Annotated in this window: 19 protein-coding genes; 15 read left to right on the top strand and 4 right to left on the bottom strand. The window is 74.7% G+C overall.

The features are described from left to right. Window positions 1–147 precede the first annotated feature (147 nt). A complete protein-coding gene (locus tag ABD823_RS12150) occupies window positions 148–837 on the bottom strand; it encodes a hypothetical protein (RefSeq protein WP_344858875.1) in 690 nt (229 codons plus the stop codon). Continuing rightward, window positions 837–1,346, bottom strand: coding sequence for a SigE family RNA polymerase sigma factor (locus ABD823_RS12145; RefSeq protein ID WP_344858873.1), 510 nt, complete (start codon window positions 1,344–1,346; stop codon window positions 837–839). Before ABD823_RS12145 ends, ABD823_RS12150 begins: the two co-directional genes overlap by 1 nt. Before the next feature lie 310 nt (window positions 1,347–1,656). Here ABD823_RS12145 and ABD823_RS12140 point away from each other — a divergent pair, with 310 nt between their 5' ends. Both ABD823_RS12140 and ABD823_RS12135 read left to right on the top strand, forming a co-directional pair. Next, complete coding sequence (locus ABD823_RS12140; RefSeq protein WP_344858871.1) at window positions 1,657–3,114, top strand: MDR family MFS transporter; 1,458 nt, start codon at window positions 1,657–1,659, stop codon at window positions 3,112–3,114. A gap of 631 nt (window positions 3,115–3,745) precedes the next feature. Next, window positions 3,746–4,087 (top strand): histone-like nucleoid-structuring protein Lsr2, encoded by a 342-nt coding sequence (locus ABD823_RS12135; RefSeq protein WP_344858869.1) that lies wholly within the window; start codon window positions 3,746–3,748, stop codon window positions 4,085–4,087. 106 nt (window positions 4,088–4,193) lie between these two features. On the opposite strand, the gene ABD823_RS12130 is transcribed toward ABD823_RS12135, so the two are convergent. Then, a complete protein-coding gene (locus tag ABD823_RS12130) occupies window positions 4,194–5,069 on the bottom strand; it encodes a hypothetical protein (protein ID WP_344858867.1) in 876 nt (291 codons plus the stop codon). 597 nt (window positions 5,070–5,666) lie between these two features. On the opposite strand from ABD823_RS12130, the gene ABD823_RS12125 reads away from it, so the two are divergent. The 6 genes from ABD823_RS12125 to ABD823_RS12100 all read left to right on the top strand — a co-directional run bounded on the left by ABD823_RS12125 (window position 5,667) and on the right by ABD823_RS12100 (window position 15,138). Further along, window positions 5,667–7,043, top strand: a complete 1,377-nt coding sequence (locus ABD823_RS12125) for a DUF8094 domain-containing protein (RefSeq protein ID WP_344858865.1) — start codon at window positions 5,667–5,669, stop codon at window positions 7,041–7,043. A 29-nt stretch (window positions 7,044–7,072) separates the two neighbouring features. Continuing rightward, window positions 7,073–9,130 (top strand): hypothetical protein, encoded by a 2,058-nt coding sequence (locus tag ABD823_RS12120; RefSeq protein WP_344858863.1) that lies wholly within the window; start codon window positions 7,073–7,075, stop codon window positions 9,128–9,130. Continuing rightward, window positions 9,127–10,980, top strand: a complete 1,854-nt coding sequence (locus ABD823_RS12115; RefSeq protein WP_344858862.1) for a hypothetical protein — start codon at window positions 9,127–9,129, stop codon at window positions 10,978–10,980. The genes ABD823_RS12120 and ABD823_RS12115 overlap by 4 nt, the downstream gene beginning before the upstream one ends. A 42-nt stretch (window positions 10,981–11,022) precedes the next feature. Further along, window positions 11,023–12,174 (top strand): MinD/ParA family ATP-binding protein, encoded by a 1,152-nt coding sequence (locus tag ABD823_RS12110; protein WP_344858861.1) that lies wholly within the window; start codon window positions 11,023–11,025, stop codon window positions 12,172–12,174. Next, on the top strand, window positions 12,174–12,926 hold the full coding sequence (locus ABD823_RS12105; RefSeq protein WP_344858860.1) for a hypothetical protein: 753 nt from the start codon (window positions 12,174–12,176) through the stop codon (window positions 12,924–12,926). The genes ABD823_RS12110 and ABD823_RS12105 overlap by 1 nt, the downstream gene beginning before the upstream one ends. Window positions 12,927–14,355: 1,429 nt before the next feature. Next, a complete protein-coding gene (locus tag ABD823_RS12100) occupies window positions 14,356–15,138 on the top strand; it encodes a glycoside hydrolase family 16 protein (protein ID WP_344858859.1) in 783 nt (260 codons plus the stop codon). Window positions 15,139–15,322: 184 nt separating this feature from the next. On the opposite strand, the gene ABD823_RS12095 is transcribed toward ABD823_RS12100, so the two are convergent. Continuing rightward, a complete protein-coding gene (locus tag ABD823_RS12095; RefSeq protein WP_344858858.1) occupies window positions 15,323–15,820 on the bottom strand; it encodes a GNAT family N-acetyltransferase in 498 nt (165 codons plus the stop codon). Between the two features lie 156 nt (window positions 15,821–15,976). Here ABD823_RS12095 and ABD823_RS12090 point away from each other — a divergent pair, with 156 nt between their 5' ends. From ABD823_RS12090 to ABD823_RS12060, 7 genes are all read left to right on the top strand, one after another. Next, window positions 15,977–17,392, top strand: coding sequence for an LCP family protein (locus ABD823_RS12090; RefSeq protein WP_344858856.1), 1,416 nt, complete (start codon window positions 15,977–15,979; stop codon window positions 17,390–17,392). Window positions 17,393–17,542: 150 nt separating this feature from the next. Next, window positions 17,543–18,529 (top strand): 3-oxoacyl-ACP synthase III family protein, encoded by a 987-nt coding sequence (locus tag ABD823_RS12085; RefSeq protein WP_344858854.1) that lies wholly within the window; start codon window positions 17,543–17,545, stop codon window positions 18,527–18,529. After that, a complete protein-coding gene (locus ABD823_RS12080; protein ID WP_344858852.1) occupies window positions 18,529–19,260 on the top strand; it encodes a glycosyltransferase family 2 protein in 732 nt (243 codons plus the stop codon). Before ABD823_RS12085 ends, ABD823_RS12080 begins: the two co-directional genes overlap by 1 nt. A gap of 71 nt (window positions 19,261–19,331) precedes the next feature. Continuing rightward, on the top strand, window positions 19,332–20,621 hold the full coding sequence (locus tag ABD823_RS12075; protein WP_344858850.1) for a cytochrome P450: 1,290 nt from the start codon (window positions 19,332–19,334) through the stop codon (window positions 20,619–20,621). A gap of 214 nt (window positions 20,622–20,835) precedes the next feature. Further along, on the top strand, window positions 20,836–22,320 hold the full coding sequence (locus ABD823_RS12070; RefSeq protein WP_344858848.1) for a class I adenylate-forming enzyme family protein: 1,485 nt from the start codon (window positions 20,836–20,838) through the stop codon (window positions 22,318–22,320). A gap of 124 nt (window positions 22,321–22,444) precedes the next feature. Beyond that, window positions 22,445–23,386, top strand: a complete 942-nt coding sequence (locus ABD823_RS12065) for an NAD-dependent epimerase/dehydratase family protein (RefSeq protein WP_344858847.1) — start codon at window positions 22,445–22,447, stop codon at window positions 23,384–23,386. Window positions 23,387–23,531: 145 nt separating this feature from the next. Further along, window positions 23,532–24,938: an LCP family protein gene (locus tag ABD823_RS12060; protein ID WP_344858845.1), complete on the top strand. Its 1,407-nt coding sequence runs from the start codon at window positions 23,532–23,534 to the stop codon at window positions 24,936–24,938. The last annotated feature ends 41 nt before the right edge of the window (window positions 24,939–24,979 follow it).

Here is a 24,979-nt window from a genome sequence, read left to right as displayed (position 1 = left end):
CGGGAAGCGCCCCGCCCGTCCTGCAGAGGCAGGCGGCCGGCCCCCGGCCCCCGGCCCCCGGCCCCCGGCCCCCGGAAAGGATCCCCCATGCCGAGCTCCAGGATCATGACCGCCCCCCGTGGACCCGTCCGGCGGCCGCCGGACGCCTCAGAAGGTGATCCGCTGCAGGACCGTCCCTCCGGCACCGGTGACGACGAGGCTCCGCACATCGGCCCCCCGGGGATACTCGACCGCCCAGAGCGCGAGCCCCGCGCCGACGCCTCGCGCGAGCTCGCCCGGATACCTCCGCCCGTCCCCGGTGACCGCCGTCACCGCGCGGACGTCGTCCTTGGCCACCCCGAACCAGACCTCCACGCCGCGGAGCCCTCCCTGCCTCCGGGCGAACTCATCGGCGGCGAGCGGCGGGAATCCGGCGCAGGCGCTGCCGTGCGGCCCGCTCTCGCACAGGATGAGCCCGTTCTTGCGGGGCGCGTCGCTCACCCACATCAGCAGCGGCGGCACCGAGGCGACCCTCCCCAAGGGGGGATGCTTCTGCTTCAGTTCCGCGAATCCCTCGTGGGCGGGCCGCGGAGTGGCCGCGGCGGAGGGCCTGGCCGCCGCGGACGTGACCGGTGCCGCGGGTACGGCGACGGTGCCGCCGTCCTGCCTCCCCGGCCACGGACGGACCGTCCCGGCCACGAGGACGGCCCCGGCCGCCAGCGCCGCCGTGACCCCGGCGACGGCGGCACGACGACGTCCGCGCATGGCGCGCCCTTCCATGACGGCCCGGTTCACGTCCACCGCGGCAGGCGGCTGCTCCTGCCGCGCCAGCGAGTCGAACACCTGCTTGACGTCCATCAGTGTTCCTCCGTACGTGCGAGACGGGACTCCGGCGCGTCGAGCATCGAGCGCAGGGCTGCCAGGCCCCGGGCGGTCTGGCTCTTGACGGTTCCGGTGGAGCAGCCCAGGGCGTGGGCGGTCTGCTCCACGCTCAGGTCGCAGTGGAAGCGCAGCACGAGGGTGGCGCGCTGCCGCGGAGGAACGGCGGCGAGGGCCCGGTTGACGTCCATGGCCGCGTCCCGGTCCCCGTCCTCGATCGGCCGGTGGGATATCGCGGAGGTAGGCCGCACCCGGGAGAACCAGCCCCCTCGCTGTTCGGCGAGGAAGACCCGGACCAGCATCGTGCGTACGTAGGCGTCGAGGTCGTCGGCGGCCCGCGCCCGGCGCCACTTGACGTAGAGCCGCGTTATCGCCGTCTGCACCAGGTCGTCGGCGCGGTGCCAGTCCTGGCACAGCGGGTAGGCGATCCTCCGCAACCAGGGCAGCCGGCCGCTCACGTAGGCGGTGTACTCCTCGTCAAGATTCATGGGTCTCCCAGGTGGACGGCTTCACATCCCAGGAGATGCGTCCGGCCCGGGCACGGGTTGCAACGCGGGCCGGTGATTCTCCCTCGCTCCGGCCCACCGGACACATCGGAAGGCGGCCCTGCCGGGCACGGGCGCCGCGAGCGGGTGGAAAACCGGGTGACATTCCGCGTCGCTTGCCCGAGGGTTGGACGCGGTCGATGAGTTTTGTCGGTGGTGCCGGTCATTCTTGTACGACCACCACTCCTTGCGAGACCCACGGCCGTGACGTCGGCCGTGAACAGTCATGTCCGACGACCCCGATCGAGGTGCCGTGTCCAGTCGACTGCTCGACTCACCCGCCGAACCCACGACCGCCGCTCCAGGTCGCACGCCGGCCGTGATCCGGTTGCTGGTGCTCGCCACGTTCGTGGTCATCCTCAACGAGACGATCCTGATCAACGCGATCCCGCGGTTGATGAGCGCCCTGCACATCACCGAGCAGACCGCGCAGTGGCTCTCGACGGCCTTCATGCTGACCATGGCCGCGGTCATCCCGATCACCGGGTGGTTCCTGCAGCGGGTGCCCACCCGCGCCGCGTACGCCACCGCGATGGGCCTGTTCCTGCTCGGCACGGCGCTGGCCGCCGTCGCGCCGTCGTTCGAGGTGCTGCTGGGCGCGCGCATCGTCCAGGCGTCCGGGACGGCCGTGATGATGCCGCTGCTGATGACCACGCTGATGCAGGTGGTGCCCGAGGGAGACCGGGGGCGGGTGATGGGCAACGTCTCGCTGGCCATCTCGGTCGCGCCCGCGATGGGACCGACGGTCTCGGGGGTGATCCTCCAGTTCGGGTCCTGGCGTCTGCTGTTCGCCGTGGTGCTCCCCATCGCCGCCGTGATCACCTGGAGCGGCCTGAAGCAGCTCAGGAACGTCGGCGAGCCCCGGCCCGGCATCATCGACTGGTTCAGCGTGGTGACCGCCGCCGCCGGGTTCGGTGGCCTGGTCTACGGGCTCAGCCGCTTCGAGGGCGGTGACGTCCGCACCGCCGCCGCGATCGTGGCGGCCGGCCTGGCCACCATCACCGTCTTCGTCCTCCGCCAGTTGTCGCTGCAGAAGCGCGGCGTGCCGCTGATGGACCTGCGCACCCTGCGCCACCGCACGTACACGGTCGCGCTGATCCTGATGGCGGTGGCCTTCATGGCGATGCTCGGCTCGATGATGCTGCTGCCGCTGTACCTGCAGAACGTCCGCGGGCTCAACGAGTTGCAGGCCGGGCTCCTGGTGATGCCGGGCGGCCTGGCGATGGGCCTGCTCGGCCCGACCGTCGGCCGCCTGTTCGACCGGTTCGGCGGCCGGGTCCTGGTCGTCCCCGGCGCGATCGGGATCATGCTCGCACTCGCCGGTTTCACCCAGATCACGATGACCACGCCGTACTGGCAGCTCCTCGCTCTGCACGCGCTGCTGATGGTGGGGCTGGCCGCGACCTTCACCCCGGTGTTCACACTCGGGCTCGGGGTGCTCCCCCCGCGCCTCTACTCCCACGGCAGCTCGATCCTGAGCACGCTCCAGCAGGTCTCCGCGGCCATCGGCACCGCGCTCGTGATCACTGTGATGAGCGCACGGGCCGACGCCCTGAAGTCCGCGGGGACCGCCGAGGCGCTCGCCGACCTCGGCGGCATGCGGCTGGCCTTCGTCATCGGCGCGGCGCTGTCCGTGGCCGTGGTCGTCACCGCCCTGCTCCTACCGGCCCGGGCGGGCAACACCGACGAGCTCGAGGTCTCCGGCCGATGAGGCCCGTAGGACGGCGGCGGAGCACGACGCCCGGGCCTTCCTTGAAAGGCATGCGCGCATCGAGCGCGTCGCCCTCCGGACACGACTGATCAGCACGACTCAGAAGGCGCCAGGTCGGAAGACCTGGCGCCTTGCCTTTTCTTCTCCGGCTCATCCGGCGTCCCCGCCTCCCGGATCCCCGTTTCTCCGGCGTCCCCGCCTCTCCGGCTTACCGTTTCTCCGGCCCGCCGGTCCCGGCCTCCCCGCCCCGAAGCCCCGGCGCTCCCCGGCCGCCGTGGCAGCCGGTTCCCGGCCCTCTGCCGCCGGTATGCGGGGTGCCGTCCCGCACGGGAAACCCCCGCCCCTCCGGCAGCGGCGCGGATCGGATCCGACCCGGGAAAGCCGGGTTTCTCCTCAATCCGCATGGAGCCGTGGCGGCGGAGCATGAGAAGAGGGTGAGAACAAAACGCGGAGGCGCCGGCTTGGACGCACCCGACTATGATCGCGGCATCAGGGTACGGTGGCCGCACCGCTTCTGGTAGCTCCTCTTACCGGAGAGGGCGCCAAAGGCCGCGACGCCCGAGCCCTTTGACGTGAAGAGCTGCCGCAGACCGCTAAGGTACGCCTCACCACAACATATCTGGAGCATGACATGGCTAAGAAAGTCGTGGAGACTTTCGTCGACGACCTCGACGGCGGCGAGGCTTCGGGCACCATTTCCTTCGCCCTCGAAGGAACCGCCTACGAGATCGACCTGAGCGACGAGAACGCGGACAGGCTGCGCGAGGCGCTGGCTCCCTTCATCAGCGCCGCCCGCCAGGTCCGCCCTGAGCGGCAGGGCCGCGGCCGCCGAGGGAGCTCCAGCGGGAGCCGCGCGATGGACCGCGAGAAGAGCGCGAAGATCCGTGAATGGGCGAAGGCCCGCGGCATGAACGTCAGCGAGCGCGGCCGGATCGCCTCGTCGATCGTGGAGGAGTACGAGGCCGCTCATTAAGGCACGCCGGCCCCCTCTTCCCGAGGGGGCCTTTTCCGGCGTCCGCCGCGGACGATAACCGGAATCGCCGCAAAGGCCCCGATCGGCCGCGCCCGCACCGCTCCTTTCAATGGACTGTTTTCGTCCCGACGGCGCCGGTCGGCGCGGGATGCGGGCGGGGCGTTCGCTTCACCGGACCGGACCGCTTCAAGGACCCGGGCTGTTTCAGGGCTCGGGCTGTTTCAGGGCTCGGGCTGTCCACTTCATCCGGTCCGGCGGCTCGCTTCACCGGGCCGAGACCGTTCAGCACCTCGCCGGCACGGCTGCCGTTCCCGTTCACCACCTCGCGGCGGTATTTGCGGCCGGTGCTCTCGTGCACGCCCAGCGCCCGGCCGAGCGCCGCCCCGCCCATGTCCGGGTCCTCGGCGAGCAGTGCGGCCACGAGCGCCCGCCGGTCGGCCTCGCTCTGGCCGTTGCGGGCCGGACCGTCACCGTCGGCACGCGGCCGCGCACCCGATCTTTCCTCCGGCCCGCCCGTCCCGGACCCCTCCTCCCGGCGCGCAGCCGCCGGGGCCCGGTTCGCCTCGCCGTCCCCGCCCGCCTCCCCGGCCTGTTCCCGGTCGAGGGGTCCTTCCCGGTCGAGGAGTTCGCGACCCGAGTGGATCACCCGCATGATGAGCTCACAGGAGATCACCAGCGCGATGGCGGGCCAGGCGGCGAAGGCCGCGGCGAGGGGACCGCGCTCCACTCCGTGCAGGATGTTCGCGGCGAGCGTCGCGGCGATCCACAGGACCAGGGCCCACCGGGCCGGGGGAGGCACCTTCAGCCTGTACCGGGCGCACCAGAGCAGCACCATCGGCGAGGCGTAGATCACGCCGCCCGCCGTCGCGGGAACCCGGTGCGCCGAAAGCGTGTCCTCGGCCCCGTACTTCTCGATGACCGCCACGGCGTGCCAGGAGGAGACCCACGCGACGGCCGCGACGGCGAGGACCACGGCCGTCATGGAGGCGCGGATCAACCGGTCGCCGGCCCGATGCGTCTGTCTGCTCGCTACCCCCCTGGAATGTCGCCATGCCCAGATGTCGGCGTGATGTCGGAATCACTCCGCGGTGTGCCACTTCTCGCGGCTGCGGCGCCCCGCCGGAGGAAGGGGGCCCCGGCGGGCGGGTGCCGCTCGCCCGCCGGCCGGGGAGCAGGGCGCGACGGCCTCCCGCGCCCTCCGGGCCCGTTCTTCCGGACGAGGGGGACGGTTAGAGGTCAGGTCGTAAATCATGGATAGGGATGACCTAACCGAGCGGAACAGACATATGAATTGAATTCATATCATGTCAACAAAAGTGATCATGGATAGCGGGGCGAGACCTCCCCGAGGAGGCCGGAAGACGCCTGCGACACGGTCGGCAGCGGACGGGTCACCGAGCGAGTCTCTAGAGATGTCCTGGTAGGAGGCTCCCCGACCACCCGGGCAGCCACACTATCCCGGATTTCGGATAGACCGTATTCCGATGCTTCTGCCATTTATATGACAGAAGCTTTAAGCGCTAATAACCCTGTCCCTTTACCTTCCCCCGGGATCATTGTCAGTCTAATATCGGGTTCTATGTCACGGCATGCCTCAGATTCCCCGGACAGGCGGGGCTGGCACTCTTGGCGCATTGATGCCCCTGCCGGACATGATTTCGACGACGGCGGCTGGGAGCCCGAACGGCTGTCCGCACCCCGGTGGAAGAAGGTCGCCCTGTTCGCGACGGCCGCCACCGTCTTCAGCGGCGTGGGAGTCTGGGCCGTCCTGTCCGCTTCCAGCGCGTCCCGGACCGTGCTCGCGGGCACCACTCCCGCGCCGGAGGAGACGTCCTGGGAGGCGGCGGTTCCGCCCCCGGACGGCGGCACGGCCCAGTCCGCGCCCTCCCCGCCCTCCGCCACGGAACGGTCCGAGCCGACCTCCGCAGCGCAGCGGTCCGACGCCGCCGAGCCGCTCCCCTCCACCACCGGGACGCGCACCCCGGAGAAGCCCGCCGGGAAGTCCTCCGCCGGGAAGACGGCCGCCCCGGCGGAGCCCGCCCCCGTCGAACCGCCGGCCGGTGCCTCCGGCCCCGCCGCGGAGACCGTGCCGACACGGGTCACCGCCAAGGAGGCACGCCGCATCCACAGCCGCTACGCGCGGGACCTCTCCCGCGCCCAGGCGGAGATGGACGAGCGGGCGATGGGGAGGCTGGAGCACGGCCTCGCGCTGGAGATGTCCCGGGCCTCCCTCGAGACCGCCCGGATGGAGGGCACGCAGCCGGGGGCGGGCATGTGGCCCCGGCCGGAGATCTGGGTGCCCCGCGACTCCCGGGGCGCCACCGACTGGTTCGTGGCGGTCGCCCATCGCGAGGGGGTCGCCCGGATCATGGATGTGATGGCCTCCACCACCGCCGGATGGCGGTTGGTGGCCTCCGCCGCCGACACGCGCCCCACCCCCGCCGCGCTGCCCGAGATCGCCACCGACGCCGAGGGCTACGCCACGAGCCTGCCGGAGGACGCCTCGGGGCTGGTCGCGACCCCGCGCCAGATCGCCCGCGCCCACCTGGCGAGCCTGGAGCGCACCGAGGCGGACGCGCGCTTCGCCGACGGCCCGTGGACCAGCGAGGCCGCACTGTTCTGGCGGCAGGAGCGCGCCCAGCTGGAGCGGGCCGGGTGGAGGCTCACGCTCACCTACCGGCCGGAGGGGCCGGTCCGCTCACTCATGACCCGCGACGGCGGCGCCCTGGTCTGGTACGCCGCCCGCTCCACCGACCTGCGCACCGCCCGGCGGGTGGGGGCGCTGGTCACGTTGAAGGGTGCGGCCGCGGTCCGCACCCGAAGCAAGGCGTTCGCCCACTCGGCGAGTGTGACGTACGGCCGCATGTACGTGGCCTACGTCCCGCCCGCCGGTTCCGACGAACGGGTCCGTGTGCTCGGCGAGTGGTCCGAAGTTCTGGAGAGCCACGGCACCTGACGTTCCCACCGGAGGAAGAGGAACATTCCATGACGACACCATCACGTAAGCCCTCGCGTGCGACGGTGGTCACGGCGAGTGTCGCGATCGGGGTCTTCGCGGCCGGCACCGGCCTCGGCGCCGCGATCGCCGCGCTCTCCCCGCCGGAGGCGGAGACGGTACGGCTGGCCACCGGCACCTATGTCCTGGACGCGCGGACGGGCACGTGGACCGCGCTGACCCCGGAGGGCCGCGACGCCGCACAGGCCGGCGCGGGCACGGCGGCCGCCGCGGACGCGAGGGTCTGCCTCTCCCTCACCCCGGACGGCCGCGCGCTCGCCGACACCGGCGACGGCTGCACCTCCCTCTCCTCGATCGGTATCGCCCTCGCCTCCGCCCAGCGTCCCAGTGATCCCAGCGGCAAGCCCGCCCCGCCCGAGAAGGCCGACGATCCGCCGAAGTCCTCCGGCTCGAAATCCGGCGGCTCCGGCTCCGGCGGCTCCGGCTCCCGCCAGACGGCGCCGAAGCAGCAGAACGCCGCGCCGCCCGTGCAGTCCGCGCCGAAGCAGCAGAACGCCGCACCCCCCGCCCAGTCCGCGCCGAAGCAGCAGAACGCCGCACCCCCCGCCCAGTCCGCGCCGAAGAAGCCCGCCGCGCCCGCCCCGAAACCGACGGAGAAGATCAGTACCGAACTGGAGGAGGGCAGCAAGATCACGCAGCCCGCGCCGAGCAAGCGGGCCGTCCAGGCACCCGACACGCAGGCGCCCGGCCGTACCTCCCCGTCCTCCGGCGCGACCTCGCCCCGCGGCGGAAAGGCCTTCGCGGACGACCGCAGATCCACCCCGCAGAACGGTGCGGACAGACGCACGGACGACGGCCGGCGGGCCGACCGGCACACGGACGACGGCCGGCGGGCCGACCGGCACACGGACGACGGCGAACGGCCGCAGGGGGCCCCGTCCACGGGGCCGCGGAAGCAGGCCCGGACGGCGGACCGGCCGGTGAACCCGGTGACCTCCGCCCCGCCCGTGCAGGACGGGAAGACCGCTGCGCCGCCCGTACAGGGCGGGAAGGGCTCGCCTCCCACTCGGGACGACGGGAGCGGACCGCCGGTGCAGAACGAAAGGACCGCCCCGCCCGCGCCGGACGGCGAGACCGCCCCTCCCTCCGCGGAGTCCCTCCGGCCGGCGGTGCCTCCGCGGAGAGGCCAGGACCCGCAGCCACCGGGAGACGACGGCGCGCCGCAGGCCCCGCAGGACACCCGGCCGCAGGAGAGCCGGGCGCCCGCCCCCGCGGACACGCAGGCGCCGCCCGTCCAGGACCAGGCCCCCGGATGGAACGGCTCTCCGGAGGACGACGCCCCGCCGCCCGTCACCTCCGTCCCCGCCGACGAGGACCTGCCGGACGCGGGCGTCTCGCTCCCGGTGCTGCGGGACCCGGCGCTCCTCCGGCGCGCCCAGGAGGCCCTCGGGCTGGACCGGAACATCCGGTACACCGACGAGAACGGCGCGTGGGACCTCGACGTCGCCCCGCCGGGCACCCCGCCGTGCCGTGACTACTCCGCCGCGGAACTGGCGGAGCTGAGGTCCGCCTCCGGCGGCGCGGCCCTGCCGGAGAACGCCGTGCCCCGCGACTCGTGCCGGTGGCCCGCCTTCCTGCGCTGGCTCTTCGCGGAGCCGGCCCCCGGCGAGATCAGCAACTGGACCAAGTTCACCGGGCTGTCCGACAGCAGCCTGGAACTCGTGGTGACCGACACGCCCGCCGTACGGCCCGAGCTCCGGCGGACGGCCGGGACCGACCGGCCGGAGCAGCAGGAGCGGCCGGCCCGGACCGGGCGGTCCGGGCAGCCGGAGCTCGTCCGGCCCGACACCGGCGGGACCGGTCCCGTGGCGCCCGCGCAGCCCGGCGGCGACCGGCCCGGGCAGCGGTACGGCGAGACCGGCGACGACGGGTCCGGATACGGCGGGCACGGAAACGACGGGTCCGGGTACGGCGGAGGCGCATACGGCGGGCCCGGAGACGGCGGAGGCGGATACGGCGGCCCCGGGGACGGCGGGTGGGGGTACGGCGAGACCGCCCCGGATCCGGCCGGGTACGCGGGCCCGTGAACTCGCCCACCGGAACCGGGAAGGCCGTGCTCGGCCCCGGCCAGTGGGCGGCATGGGTGGACGAGCACGGCGCGCACCTGCTGGACTACGCCGCACACCACCTCGGACCCGACCGTGCCGCCCGCGCGGCCGCCGCCGCGTTCGCCGCCTGCGGCACGCGGGCCGCCCCCGGGGGCGTCTCGGTCCGGGCCTGGCTCCTGGCGGTGCTCCGCAGGGAGTGCTTCACCCGGCCCGGGCACCGCGACGGGTACGTGCCGGGCACGGGACCGGGCATGCCCGCCGCCCCGCTGCTTGAGCGGGCGTGGACGCTCGCCGGCCCGCTGGGCACCGAGACGCTCCGGCTGATGTTCCGCCACGAGCTGACCTCCGACGACCTCGCGCACGTGCTGGCCCTTCCCCGCGAGGAGGTCGACCGGCTGGCGACCCGGACGCAGGACGTCGTCGAGACCCTGGTGAGCGCGCTGGACGGCCTCGCCCACGGGCGCGCGTCCTGCCCGGCGCTGCGCCCGCTGGCCGAGGCCCCCTTCCCCGGCGGCCCGGAGGCGGCCGCCGGGCCCGGGCGGGACCCGGGCGGTGCCGGTACGGCGGGTGAGGCCCTGCTGGCGCACGTCACCCGGTGCGCTACCTGCGCGCGACCGATCAACATCCGCTACACGGTCCCGCAGATGAGCTCCCACCCGCCGGTCGCACCCCTGACCGCGCAGGTGCGGGCGCTCCTCCTGGACGCCCTGCCCCCGGCCGCCGGGCGGTCCCCGGAGGCGGGTGTCCCGGCCGCCGGGCGACCCTCGGACACCGCTCCCGGGACCACCGGACGACCCGCGGAGGCGGGTGCTCCCGCGACCGTGGCGCTGCCGGTGCCGCGGCGCGGGACCGCCCCGTACGCGGCGCCGGCCGGCGGACAGGTGAGGGCGCCGTCCCGGAGACCGCCGTCCGGCCCGCCGCCGTCCGGTGCCGTCCTGCCCGGAGCCCTCGTCCCCGGGACCGCCCCACCCGGGCCGCCGCCCGGGGCGGCCCCGGAACCGCCCACCCGGGCCGCGCCCCGCCCGGCCGGGGCGCGGCCGTACCCGCCGCCCGTCCGGCGGGCGGGAGCGGTCCCCCCGCCCGCGCAGGTGCGTCCGTCCGAGCCCGCGCCCGCCTCGGGTCCGGGACAGGACACCCCGCTGTACGACGCGCTCCTGTCGCAGGTCATGTCCCGTACCGGGCCGACCCTGGACGTGCCCCGCACCATCCCCGCCGCGGACCGTCCCGGGGGCGCGGGCCGTGCCCCCGGAGACCCGCACGACGGGCCGCGGATCCGGCTCTCGGAGGCGCTCCGCTGGGCGGGGGTCCGGGTCCGGAGCACGACGTTGAAGATCGTCGTCATCGTCGCCGCGGGCACGGCGGGCACTCTGACCGGGATGAACCTCCTCGGTCCCGCCACCGGGAGCGGACCCGTGACCGGGAGCATCCCCTCCGCCAGACCCCAGGCCGCCACGGCGGTCCCGTCCGTGTCCGGGCCCCCCGGCTCGGCCGCCTTCCCGTCCGCCGGGGACACCCGGGACACCGCGGGCGACGCGCTCGCCTCCCGTGTCTTCCTGCCCGCCGAGGTGACGCTGGACGCCTACGGCAGGGGGGAGCTCACCCTGACCGGCACCTCACAGGAACCGCTGACCTGGCGCGTGTCGGCTCCCGGCCTGGTCGTGAACCCGTCCAGCGGGACCTTGGAGCAGGGGGACACGCGCGTGCTCACCCTGCGCGCCCTGCGGGTCCGCCACTGGTGCGGACCCGCCCCGCTCGTATCCGTCCCGCTGACCGTCCACGGTCCCGACGAGGCCTCGATCTCCACGACGGTGCGCTGGCGCACCTGCTGACCGCCTCCGGCCCGCACCGCCTCCCACGAAAGGACCCCGACGATGACAGAGACGTCCCCGCAGACCCGGTCAACCCCGCCCGCGAGCGCGCCGGGCGCGCCCGGCCCCTCCGGCCCGACGGAGGCCCCGCCGGAGGCCCCGGCGGGGGGCGCGGCGGGTGGCCCGGCCGGAACCCCGTCCCCGTCCGGGCTCCCGGCGGGCGCTCCCGGAGCCCCCGGCTCGTCCGGCGAGATCCTGCCCGACGCGTCCGGGGCCCCGCCGGAGACGGTCCCGCTCACCGCGGAGCACCTGCTCACCAACCGGCGGTCCGAGCCCTCCGGCGGCTGGCGGCGGCTCGTCTGGCTGCTGTCCGGCAGGCGCTTCATCCCCGCCGAGTCCGCGGCGGAGCTCGAACGGCGCACACTGATCGCTCAGGCCCAGACCCCGGTCGCGCGCGGCCACCACCGGATCGCGGTCATGAGCCTCAAGGGCGGGGTCGGCAAGACGACGACGACCGCCGCCCTGGGCAACACCCTGGCCTCCCTGCGGGGCGACCGGGTGATCGCGATCGACGCCAACCCCGACCGGGGCACGCTCGGCCTGAAGGTCAAGTCCGAGACGGCCGCGACCATCCGCACCTTCCTGGCCGAGGCGCCGCACATCGTCCGCTACGCCGACGCCCGCGCCTTCACCTCGCAGTCGCCCGCGCGGCTGGAGATCCTCGCCTCCGACACCGATCCGGCCGTGAGCGAGGCCTTCGACGCCGAGGACTACCGTACGGTGGCCGGTCTGATCGAGCGCTACTACTCGATCTGCATCACCGACTGCGGGACCGGCCTGCTCCACGGGGCCATGGGCGCGACCCTGGAACTGGCCGACCAGATCGTGCTGGTCAGCCTCGTCGCCGTGGACGGGGCCAACTCGGCCGCCGCCACTCTGGACTGGCTCAACGCGCACGGCCACGCGCACCTGGCGAGGAACGCCATCGTCGTGCTGAACGCGGTGGAGCCGAAGACCGACGTGGACCTGGACCTGCTGGAGCGGCACTTCGCCTCCCGCTGCCGCGCGGTGATCCGCATCCCCTACGACCCGCACCTCAAGGAGGGCGCGGAGGTGGACCTGGCCAGGCTCCGGCCCACCACCCGGGGCGCCTACCTGCGCCTGGCCGCCGCCGCGGGCCAGGCGTTCAACCAGCACCCCGGCCGGAGCCACTAGTGCCGCCGGCCGTCGAGGACACCGTGTTCGACGTCGACCTGGGTCCGCCGGGGCGTTCCGCGCGGCGGAAGGTCGCCGTGGTCCTCACGGTCGTCGGCCTGATCGTGGCGGCGGCCGTGGGCTGGCGGCTCCTGCGGTCCGACCCGGCGCCGCCGCCCGCCACCTCGCCGTCCGCCTCCGCCCCGGCCGCCGTCACGCTCGCCTCGCCCGCCTCCTACCACGGCGACGAGGGCTACCCCGTCGGCTTCCCCCGGACCGAGCTGGGCGCGGTCTCGGCCGCGGCCGCCGCGCTGGAGGCCGCCTGGACGCTGGACGCGGCCCGGGCCGAGCAGGCCGCGGTCCTGTACGCGCCGCCCGACCAGCAGGACGCCGCCCGTGAGGCCGCCCGCGCCACCGCCCGGGGCTGGCGGGAGACCCTCGGCCTGCCCGCGGAGGGCGGGCTCCCCGAGGGGGCCGCCCTGCGGACGGAGACGATCGGCGTGCAGTGGCAGACACGCGCCCACAACCAGGTGCAGGTCTCCCTCCTGGTCAGAGTGACCGCCACCAAGGGCGGCGAGGACGCCGGGCCGGAGTACTCCAGTCCCGTCGCCATGAGCGTGCTCATGGTCTGGCGCCCCGGTGTCCGCGGCGGGGCGGGTGACTGGGTCAACACGCCCGACCCGCTGCCCACCGTGGTGCCCCAGGTCGCCCTGCCCGGCACTCCCGAGTTCGTCACGGCCGGCTGGAGAGCCGTCACCGGACCCGCCTCGTAGATCGCACGGATCGCCTCATGGATCGAGGAAGAGCCCATATGCCTCCACACAGTTCCTCCCGGAACCTCACGCTCGTCTCCGGTCTGCTCCTCGCGGGCGTCTCCGCGGCGGCCGGTGCGTTCATCGCCCGGCCCTGGGTCGCCCTGGCGGATCCCGGCTCCGTCCCGGGCACGCAGGGCGGCCCCCAGCCGGTCCCGGCGGACCTGCCTCCCCCGGCGGCCCCGGAGTCCGAGGGCGATCCCGGCCCCGAGGCCACCACCGGTCCCGGTACGCACGACGAGGGTGAGCCCGTCCCGGACCAGGACGGCGCGCCGCCGCCGGAGGACGCCGGCGCGTCCGTGCCGGAGGCCGAGGACGCCCCCGCACCACAGACCGAGAAGGCACCCGCACCGCAGGACGAAGACACCCCCGCACCACAGACCGAGAAGGCACCCGCGCTGCAGGCCAAGAAGGCACCCGGCGACCGGAGCGCGGTGAAGGTCCCGGAGACCGGTGAGCCGGCTCCCACCGCCGCCGCGACCCGGGCGCCCGGCACCTCCCGAGCCGGGACGCCCGCGCCGGAGAGCACGGCCCGGCGGACGTCACCACCGGAGCGGGCCACCGACGCCTCGTCTCCGGCGCCGTCCCGGTCCCGTACGGCCGGGCCCGCGGAGGAACCGCAGAAAGACGGCACGGCCGGGCCCGCACCGGGGCCCACCGGAACCAAGCCCGCCCCGGGCCCGGACATCACCGGGAAACCGGGCGCCTCCCCGAAGCCGGACGCCTCCGGAAAACCCGCGACCCCCGCCCCGAAACCGACCACCACCAAGAAACCCGCCTCCTCCACCCCCAAACCCACCACCAAGAAACCCCCGGCCCCCACCCCCAAACCCACCACCAAGAAACCCGCGACCCCCGCCCCGAAACCGACCGTCACCAGGCCCGCACCCGCCCCCACCGCGACCGGCCGGCGCCCGACGGTGAAACCGGACCCCACGAGAGTCGGCGCGCCGCGACCGACCGCCGCGGAACCGGGCACCGCGCGACCGGACCGCACGCAAAATCCGGCGCCCACCGCGGCGGCTCCGACGACCGCCGCAGACCCGGCCGAGGCACCGTGGTCCGCCCTGCCGTACACGTCGGGATCCCCTGCGGCACCGGACATCCGGCCGCTGCCGCTGCCGTCCCTGCGGGACCACTGCCCACCCTCCGGCACCGCCGCCACCTGCTGGAATCTCGCTCCGTGGCACGGCCGTACCGCCGATTCTCCTGACAGCTCACCTGCGGCGGAGCATGATGGACAGGCGTCGGCGACGCCCCGATGGGTCTTCGCACCCCCCGTGGCCTCGACGACCGATCCGTCTGCCAAGGGCCGTTCGGCCCCCGCTCAGGCTGGTTGCTGGGCCTTCAGCCCGCCTGCGCTCTGTGCCAGATTCCAGGAGAGCCGTCAATGATCCTCCGTTCCCACGCCCGGACAGCCGTTCTCAGCATGGTGACGACGCTGGCTCTGGGCACCCTCGGAGCCGCGCCCGCCGAGGCGGCCGCGGCCGCCTGCTCCGCCGCCCCGGACACCAAGAGCGCCGCCAGGGTCCACGGCTGGGGGACGCCCGTCTGGTGCGACGAGTTCGAGGACGAGTACCTGGACTCGGCCGACTGGGTCTTCTACGACTCCCCCGGGCACGCGGGCAAGGGCCGCCGCACCTCCCAGGAGCTCTACCTGGGCAACGGCGCGCTCTACCTGCACGGTCTGCCGGACGGCACCACCGCGGGGCTCGGCGCCCGGCACGCCCAGTCGTACGGCCGGTGGGAGACCCGCATCCGCCTCTACCGGGGCGCGGGGGCCTACCGCCCGATGGCTCTGCTCTGGCCGAACGGCGGGGGCGGGGGCGAGTACAGCGCCACCCGCGAGGAGATCGACTTCATGGGGGTCTACAACGACCCCAGCCGGCAGCGGGCGGACTTCTTCCTCGAGACCCCCAAGGGCGGGCACGAGCTGGGATACGCCGACGTGGACATGACCAAGTGGCACACCTACGCCGTGGAGAACAGCCCGGCCGGGGTCGTCGGCTACCTCGACGGCCGCGAGTGGTTCCGCTCGTCCCACTCCACGCGCAGCCCGATGTCGCTCTGCCTGCAGCTCGACTGGTTCCCCGGCGAGGGCAGCAACGGCGAGGCCTGGATGGAAGTGGACTGGGTCCGGATCTACCCGATGAACGCCGGCGGCGACGGCTGAGGCCGCACCCGACGCACCCCGCGCGCCGGGCGTCCGGACGGCCAGGCGTCCGGACGGCCAGGCGTCCAGGCGTCCAGGCGTCCAGGCGCACCCGGGCCGGCGGGACCGTACGGGCGGGCTCCTCACCCGGGCCTCCCCATCCGGATCTCCTCGCCCGGGTGCCGCGCGGGGCACCCGGGACCCTTCAGAGCCGCATCTGAAGGATCTGCCCCGGCCATTCGCCGACGCTGAACGTCTCGGCCCTGGTGAAGCCCCGGCTCTCGTAGTAGCGCACCAGGCGGCCGTCGTCACCGGCGTAGCAGTCGACCCTGAGCAGTGAGACCCCCAGCTCGACCGCCTCGGCGCGGGCGCGCGCCAGCAGCGCCGCACCGACGCCCCGGCCGTGGAAGCGCCGGTCGACGACCAGGGCCTGGACGTAGAGCTCCGGTTCGGGGGCGGGGTCGACGTAGGGCATCGGGGGGCCGAGGACGGCGCACCCGGCGGGCTCGCCGTCGATCTCGGCGATGCGCATCCCGTCCGAGGCCGCCCACCGGCTGATCCGCTCCACCCGGGCGGGGTCGGCGGAGAAGGGGTCGCTGCCCCACTGGCCGGTACGGCCCTGCGCGGTCAGCCACGCCACCGCGCTGTCGAACATCCCCAGAACGGCCTGAACGTCTCCGGGATCACCATTGCGGATAATCACCGGCGGATCGTAACAGGAGCGACCTCCGTGTTTCGCCACGTCAGCACTGGTCGCGCGGTTCCGCGGAACTCCGCGGGGCGATCAGTAGACTCGGCGGCCGGAACACGGCTCCTCGGCCGGGGACCAGCCCCGGCCCGTCCATCTCTCTGGAGTCACGTGAGCAGCGGACTGATCGACGCGCCTGCGAAACCCGCGGACCCGGCGAAACCCCGGCGCACCCGCCGGTGGGTGTGGTGGCTGGTGGCGGCGCTGACGGCCCTCGTGGTGGGGGTGACCGCGACGGTGGTCGGCGCCTACGTGCGGCTGTCCGGGAACGTCAGGCACGTCGAGGTCGGCCGGGAGGACCTGGGGCCCCGGCCGGTCAAGGTCGCGGCCAAGGCGGTGAACATCCTGATCGTGGGCTCCGACCAGCGCGACGGCCGCAACGCCAGGTACGGGCGGTTCGCCGGTGAGCGGACCGACACGATCATGCTCGCGCACCTCTCGCCGCGGCACGACAACGCGATGGTCGTCAGCTTCCCGCGCGACTCGATGGTGCAGCTGCCCGCCTGCCGGGCCCGCCAGGGACTGCCCGGCCAGTACCCGCACCTCGGGATGATCAACGAGTCGTTCACCTACGGCGGCATCGCCTGCACCTGGAAGACGATCGAGACGCTCACCGGCATCCACATCGACCACTTCGTGAAGGTCGACTTCACCGGTTTCAAGGACATGGTCAACGCGATCGGCGGGGTCGAGGTCTGCGTCCCCGAGCCGATCGACGACCCCAAGGCGATGCTCGCCCTCGACGCCGGGCGGCAGGTGCTGCGGGGGGAGCAGGCGCTCGGCTACGTCCGCGCCCGCTACAGCCTTGGCGACGGCTCCGACATCGGGCGCATCCGGCGGCAGCAGATGTTCATCGCCTCGATGGTCAAGAAGGTGATGAGCGGCGAGACGCTGACCGACCCGGCGAGGCTCTTCCGTTTCCTCGACGCCGCCACCCGGTCGCTCACGACCGATCCCGGCCTGACCCCCGCCGTCATGAAGGACCTCGCGATGCGGGCCCGGGGGCTGGCGGCGGGGCGCATCCACTTCGTTACGACGCCGTGGCGCTACTCGCTCACCCACCCCGGCAGGGTGGAGTGGGTCGAGCCGCAGAGCACGCAGTTGTTCCGCATCATCGCCCGGGACAGGCCGATCGCCGGGTCCGGGGTCAGGGGCGGCCAGACCCGCGTGCCGCGCTCGCAGGTCACCGTCGAGGTGCGCAACGGGACCTGGCGCTCCGGCATGGCCGCGCTGGTCGCGGCCCAGTTGGAGGAGCGGGGCTACCACGTCGTCGAGATCGGCGACACGGTGCGCAAGCCGCGCCCGGCGACCACGATCGCCTACCCCGCGCGGAGCGCGGACGAGGTGCCGACCCTGACCCGTGACCTGGCGGGCTCCGCCGCCGGGCGGCTCACCCCGGCGCGGAAGGGCGGGCGGCTCGTCCTGGTGATCGGCGACGACTGGAAGGGGCTCAAGGAGCTCCCCCGCAACGACATCGCCGGCCTGAAGGGCTTCGACGCCACCCGCGACTCCTGCGCGGACGCCTGACCTTCCCGCCCCCTCCGCGGACGCCTGACCCCGGCCCCTCCGCGGCCACCGGGCCGGACCCGCGCCCCCGCGACCGGCTAGGACAGACCCCGCCTGCGGATATACATTGCGCAGGAATTCGGAGACTTCGCTGGATTTGAGGGGGGCGCGATGAAGGCCCGTATCACGGGCGTCGCGACGTATCTGCCCGAACGGACTCTGTCCAGTACGGACGTGGAGTCCCGGATCGAGGGATACGTCCCCCACCGGGGGATCGTCGAGCGGATGACGGGGATCCGCCGGCGGCACGTGGCCCGCGAGGACCAGCAGGCCTCCGACCTCGCGGTGGAGGCGGTGCGCGCGCTCGGTCCGGCCCCCGGGGAGGACGGAGCCCTCTACGCCGACGCCGACCTGATGATCTTCGCCTCGGCCTCGCAGGACATGGTGGAGCCCGCCACCGCGCACATCGTCGCGGCCAAGCTCGGCCTGTCCTGCCCGGTCTTCGACGTCAAGAACGCCTGCAACAGCATGCTCAACGGCATCCAGGTGGCCGAGGCGCTGATCCTGTCCGGGGCGCACCGCAAGGTTCTCGTCTGCTCCGGTGAGACGCCGTCCCGGGCGATCCGCTGGCAGGTCCGGGACCGGGCGCAGTTCGTGGACTCCTTCGCCGGATACACGCTCTCCGACAGCGGGGCGGCCGTGCTCGTCGAGGCGGACGCCGAGCGCGGCATCTTCTACCGGGACTTCTCCGCCGACTCCACCGCGTGGGCGATCGGCACCCTGCCCGGCGGCGGCTCGGCGCACCCCCGCGACCCCGACCACTCCTACTTCCGGGGCGACGGGCGGCGGTTGAAGGAGGCCTTCGAGCGCATCGGCCCCGACATCTTCCTCACCGCGCTCAAGCGGACCGGCCTGACCTGGGACGACTTCGCCGTCGTGGCGGTGCACCAGGTCGCCCTGCCGTACCTGCGCTTCCTGGCCGAGGTGCTGGACATCCCCGGCGGGAAGCTGGTGGTCAGCCTGCCCGAGCACGGCAACTGCGCCTCGGCCACCCTCCCGCTCCAGCTCGCGCTGGGCTCCTGGCGCCCCGGTGACCGGGTGGCGCTGCTCGGCCTGGGCGGCGGGATCAGCATGGGCGTGATGCTGGCGGAGATGTGATGGACCTGTGGGTGATCGTCCCGGCCTACAACGAGGCCGCGGGCATCGAGGCGACGCTGCGGGCGCTGGCCGCGCAGGACGACCGCGGTTTCACGCTGCTCGTGGTGGACAACGCCAGCACCGACGGCACCGCCGAGGTCGTCCGGCGGCACGGCGTCCAGGTGGTCCACGAGCCGCACAAGGGCACCGGCGCCGCCTCCGACACCGGCGTGCGGCACGCCATCGCCCGCGGCGCGACCCACGTCGCCCGCACCGACGCCGACTGCCTGCCCCGCCCCGACTGGGTGCGGAGCGTCCGCCGCGCCTTCGGCGACGGGCTGGAGATGGTCGGCGGGCGGCTGCTGCCCCGGACCGACGAGTTCCCGCTGAAGTTCTGGGAGCGGCGGCTCATCCCGGCCGTGATCGACGTGGCCGCGGCGTTCGGCCGGTTCCGGCCGGGCAACCGGGACCCCCGCTACAAGGGGCCGTACGTGATGATGCCCGGCTGCAACCTGGCCATCACCGCGGACCTCTACGAGCGCGCGGGCGGTTTCCCGCGGACCGCGATCGAGGAGGTCCACGAGGACCGCGCCCTGGTCAACCGGGTCCGCAAGGTCACCTCCGCGTACGGCTCCCGCCGCGACCTCGTCGTGTACGGCTCGGTCCGGCGGCTGCGCGCCTACGGGCTGGTGGGCACCCTGGCCTGGTACGCCGACCACCACTACCGACCCGACGTGGTGGACATCCGGTGAGGCGGCCGGTGGCACGCGGAGGGCGTGCGGGGCGGCCGGCGGACCGTCCGGCGAGGCGGTCGGGGCGGCCGGTGGACCACGAGCGCCGGCTCTACCTGGCCGCGCACCCGCTGGCCTACCCGCTGATGCGGCTGCTGGCCCGCTTCGGCCCGGTGGTGCGGGTCCCGGGGCTGGGCGTGGTGGTCAACGACGCCGCCGTGGCGCGCGCCGTGCTGACCGACCCGAACTTCCGCAAGGACGGCCCCGGCTCGCCCGCCGACCTGTGGACGCCGGTGCTGGGGCCGTCCGTGCTGCTCAACATGGAGGGTCCGGACCATCTGGCACTGCGCAGGAAGCTGGCGCCGCTGTTCGCCCCGGGCTACGTCGCGGACCTGGTGGCCGGTGTGCTGCGCGAGCCGCTGGCGGCGCTGGACGCGCGGCTGGCACGGGGCGAGACCGTCGACCTGGTGGACACCATGCGGGTGATGGCCGGCGCGGTGATCTGCCGGATCATCGGCCTGGACCTCGGCCCGGACCCCGGCACGGGCACGACCCCCGGCACGGGCACGACTCCGGCACCGGGTCCCGCACCGGACCCCGTTGCGGGCGCGTTCTCCGAGGCGCGGGCCCGGGAGCTGTTCGCCGAGGGGGAGCGGGTCGTCTCGATGGTCTCGCTCCGCTCCCGGAGCCTGTCGGAGCGGCAGATCGCCGTCGCCAAGCAGGTCCTGGACCGGATCGGGGACGTCGCGCAGGCCGCCTACGAGGCGGGGGACCCGTCCACGGTGATGGGCCGGATGCGGGAGCTGGGCCTGTCGGCGGCCGAGGCGCGGGGCGCGGCCGGGGCGTTCTTCCTGACCGGCACCGAGACCGTCGCCACCCTCGTGCCCCGCCTCGTCGCGCTGGTCTGCGACCACGGCCTCGACCGCCGCGCCGTCCTGGCGGACCTGGACCGGATGATCGACGAGGCCATGCGGGTCACCACCCCCACCCCGGTGATGCTCCGCTCGGTGGCCGCGCCCGCCCGGATCGGCGGTGCGCACGGGTCCGGCCGCACCCCCGCGGGGCGGGCAGCCGACGGGACCGGCCGGGCGGGCGGCGACGACGGCGTCGCGGTACGGCCGGGCGACCGGGTGCTGATCGTCACCCACAACTGCGCCCGCGCCCACGGCCCGTTCGACCCGTCCCGCCCGCACCCGCCCGAACTGCGCCACCTGTGGTTCGGCGCGGGCCCGCACTTCTGCATCGGCCACCCGCTGGCCATGGCCGAGATCCGCGCGGTGGCCTCGGCGGTGCTCGCCCACGACGTCCGGGTCACCGGCCGCCGCGCGGCCCGGGGGGTGCTCATCCCCACCTACGAACACCTGTGGGTCACCGCGTCCTGACCGCCCCGGACCGCTGCGGGCCCGGCTCTCCCACGGGCCCCGGACCCCCCTGACCGCCTCCGCCCGGAGCACGGCGCCCCGGAAGGCACAGCGCCCCCGAAAACACCCGGAACGCACCTTTTCCGAACCTCCACCCCATCTCCCCGCGAACCAACATCGAGTCCTGCGAGTCACTCCGTACGGACCGCCCCCGACCCCCCTGGACCGCCCTCACATGAACGACATCGTCACCGGGATCATGGCCGCCGCACGGCGGGAGCCGTACCGGACCGCGCTCATCGACGGCCGCGGCCGGGAGGTCTCCTACGGCGTGCTGGCGCGCCGGGTGGACGCGGTCCGGGCCGCCATGGACGGCCTGGAGCCGGGGGACGGGGTGCTGTTCGCGGTACGGCCGGGCGTGAACGCGGTGGTCACGGCGCTGGGCGCGGTGGCGGCGGGCGGCACGCTCGTGCTGGCCGACCCCGGCCTGGCCCCGGGCGTGCTGGCCGCCCGGATGGCCGCCACCCGGCCGAGGTGGGTGGTCACCGAGTCGCTGCTGCACACCCTGAGCGGCCCGCTCCGCCCCCTGGCCCGCCGCCGGGGCCTGCTCCTGCCGGACCTGCGCGATCCGCTGCCCGGCCAGGCGGTCCGCCACCTGTACACCGGTCCCTGGCTGCCGGGGGTGCCGCGCGGCGCGCTCCGGCTGGAGCGCCTGCCCGCCCCCTCCCCGGACGGCGCGGAGGCACCGGCCCGGACCGATCAGCCCGCGGCGGTGATCTTCACCTCGGGGACCACGGCCGACCCGCGCGGGGTGGTGCACACCCGGGGATCGCTCGCCGCGGGCCTGGAGCTGTTCCGCAGCGCGTTCCCGCTGGGGCCGGGCGACGTCGTCCACACCGACCAGCTCATGCTGGGGCTGCCCGCGCTGATGGCCGGCGCCGCTTGGTCGCTGCCGGGCGGCGGCCCGCTCGTCGGGGAGCTCGTCCGGCGGAGGGCGACCCACACCTTCGCGGTCCCGGTCCGCCTGGACCGGCTGCTCCGCGAGACGCCCCGGCTCCCCGGCACGCTCCGCCACCTGCTGCTCGGCTCCGCGCCCGCCCCGGCCGGAGTGCTGCGCCGGGCGGTCCAGGCGGGACCGGAGGTGCTGTCGGTCTACGCGATGACCGAGGCGCTGCCCATCTCGGTCGCCTCGGCCGAGGAGAAACTCGCGCACACCGCGTCGGGGGCCGAGGGGGACCTGCTCGGCGCCCCGCTGCCGGGGGTCGGTGCGCGGGTCGCCGAGGACGGCGAGCTGCTGGTCTCCGGTCCGCACCTGGCCCGGGGCTACCTGGGCGAGGAGCCGCTGCGCGAGGTCGCCACCGGTGACCTGGCCCGGATCTCCGGCGGCCGCCTGGTCCTGCTCGGCCGGAAGAAGGACATGATCCTGCGCGACGGCTTCAACATCTACCCGGGGCTGTACGAGCCCGCGATCACCGCGCTGCCCGGCGTCGCCGAGGCGGCGATCGTCGGCCTGGCCGATCCGGGGACCGGGGACGAGGAGGTCGTGCTCGCCGTCGTACCCGCTGCGGGCTATGACGAGGCGCGGCTGCGCAGGGCCCTGCCGGACCTGATGGACGCCGGCGCCCTGCCCGACCGGATCGTCGCCCTCGGCGCCTTCCCCCGCTCCGGGCGCGCCGACAAGCTCGACCGCGCCGCGCTCCGCGCCCTGGTGGCACGGTGAGGGGGCGCCCTCCGCGCCCGGGCGGCACGGTGAGAGGCCGCGTCCCGCGCCCGGGCGGCACGGCGAGGGGCACGATGGCGGGGGCGCCGAGGCCGAGGGGACCGGCGGGGAGGGCGGGAGTCCGATGAGGATCGCGGTGACGGGCGCGTCGGGGTTCGCGGGCGGCGCGGTGTGCCGGGCGGCCCGCGCCGCCGGGTGGGAGGTGCACGCCTTCGGCAGGCGGCCCGCGACGGCGGCCGGGCACGTCGGCGGCGCGCCGTACCGGTCGTGGGACCTCCTCGGCCCGGCGCCGCCGGCGCTCCCCGAGGTGGACGCCGTGGTGCACTGCGCGGGCGCCGTCACGGACTGGGGGCCGCCGGAGGAGATCTGGGCGGCCAACGTGGCCGGCACCCGGAACGCGGCGCGGGCGTTCCCCGGCGCCGCCTTCGTGCACGTGAGCACGGCGAGCGTCTACGACCCGTTCCGGCCGACCGTGCTGGCGCGCGAGGAGGAGGCGCCGGTCGCGCGGTACGTCAACGCCTACGGGGCCTCCAAGGCCGCCGCGGAGCGGGCCGCGGCCGAGGCCGCCGCGGGGCGGACGGTGATCCTGCGCCCGCACGCCGTCTACGGTCCCGGGGACACGACCCTGCTCCCGCGCGTGCTCGGCGCGGTCCGGGGCCGGCGGCTGGTCGCGGTGGGCGACGGCCGGCAGCGGGTCAGCCTGACCTCGGTGGACAATCTGGCCCGCGCCTGCCTGCTCGCGGCCGAGGCCGCCCGCCGGGGCGTGCACGGCACCTTCAACGTCACCGACGCCGAGCCGGTGGTCCTCGACGAGGCGCTCCGCGCGGTGCTGCGGGAGCGGGGCGTCGACGCCGAGCCGTACTATCTGCCGCTCCGGCTCGCCGAGCCGGTCGCCGCCGTCGCCGAGACGGCCGCCCGGCTGCTCGGGCGGGCCCGTCCGCCCCGCCTGACCCGGTACGCCGTCGGGCATCTGGCCGTCGAGCGCACGCTGGACATCACCGCCGCCCGCCAGGTGCTCGGCTACCGCCCGGCGCCGACGTCGTTCACGGGGGCCGCCGACTGGTGAACCCGGTGGAGGGCCGCCGACCGGCGAGCCCAGGGCACGGCGCCTATACGGCTCAGACCGGACATGACCCTCTATATGCCCTAAAAAGCCCGTATCAGTTACCAATCGGTGACGAATAGACGAACGGGCGGGGAACATGGAGTAAATGGCAGGTCACCGGCGGCGTCCGAGCATCGGATCGAGCCTGGCGTTCACGCTCGGCTCGGCCGTGCTGTGGGGCCTGGGCCACCTGCGGGCCGGACGGCGCACCGCCGGCGCCCTGCTCATGGTCTCATGGCTGACGGTGGTCGCCGCGGCCGCCACCGCGCTGCTGACCGCCCAGTCGCTCCTGCTCAACCTGGCCGTGCGCCCCGGGTGGCTCCAGGCGTTCGGCCTGGTCGTGCTCCTGCTGGGGACCGTCACGGCGGCCGTGGTCGTCCGCTCCCACCAGCTCCTGCGGCCCCGGCGGGCCGGCGCCGCCGCCCGCCGCCTCTCGGCCGCCGTCGTGAGCCTGCTCTGCGTGCTGGTGATGCTGCCCGCGATCGGCGTCGCCCGGCTCGCCTACGTCTCCCAGGACGCGATGACCTCGATCTTCGCCGCCGGGGACACCCCGGTGCCGGGCGATCCGTGGCAGGGCCGGGACCGCCTCAACGTCCTGCTCCTCGGCGCGGACGCCGCCCCCGGCCGGTACGGCGTGCGCACCGACAGCGTGACCGTGGCGAGCGTCGACACCCGCACCGGCGACACCGTGCTGTTCGGCCTGCCGAGGAACCTGGCGCGCGTCCCCCTGCCGCCCGGCCCGGCCCGCGACCGTTTCCCGCACGGATTCGCGGGCGAGCCGCCGTACACGCCGGGCATCCTCAACGAGATCTGGCAGTACGCCGAGGACCACCCCGAGATCGTCCCGGGAACCGCCGACGGCGAGCGCGGTCCCGCGCTGCTGAAGAAGGCCGTCGGCGGGGTCCTCGGCCTTGACGTCCCCTACTACGCGATGGCCGACATGCGGGGGTTCGCCAAGCTGGTGGACGCGATGGGCGGGGTGCGGATCACCGTACGGGAGCCCATCGTGTACGGCCGGCACGACGAGGGCCTGATCACCCCCGGCACGCGCGTCCTCAGCGGCTCCGAGGCGCTCTGGTACGGCAGGTCCCGCACCCACACCAGCGACTACGTCCGGATGGCCCGCCAGAGGTGCCTGATGAACGCGGTCATCGACCAGGCCGACCCGGTGACGGTCCTCGGCGGCTTCGAGCAGATCGCCGACGCGGCGGTGGACACCGTCTCCACCGACATCCCCCGGGCGCTCCTGCCGCACCTGGTCGACCTGGCGGACAAGGTGAAGGGCTCCCCGGTCAGGAGCATCCAGTTCACGCCCCCGCTGACCGACCCCGTCGCCCCCGACTACGGCCTGATCAGGCAGAAGGTCGCCACCGCCCTGAACCCGGACACCCCGGACCCGGCCGCGCACCCGGACACTCCCGGCCGGGCCGCCGGGCGCCCGGCGGACAGCCCGGCGCCGACGCCCGCACCGACGTCCCGCGGCACCGTCATCCTCGACGAGGCCTGCCCCTGACCTCGTGCCGTCATCCGGGTGTCCGGGTGTCCGGGTGTCCG

This window comes from Planomonospora alba, from assembly GCF_039534085.1.
Taxonomy (GTDB): Bacteria; Actinomycetota; Actinomycetes; order Streptosporangiales; family Streptosporangiaceae; genus Planomonospora_B; species Planomonospora_B alba.
The sequence above is the reverse complement of the archived record's forward strand: the minus strand, read 5'-3'. Positions and strand labels throughout refer to the sequence as shown.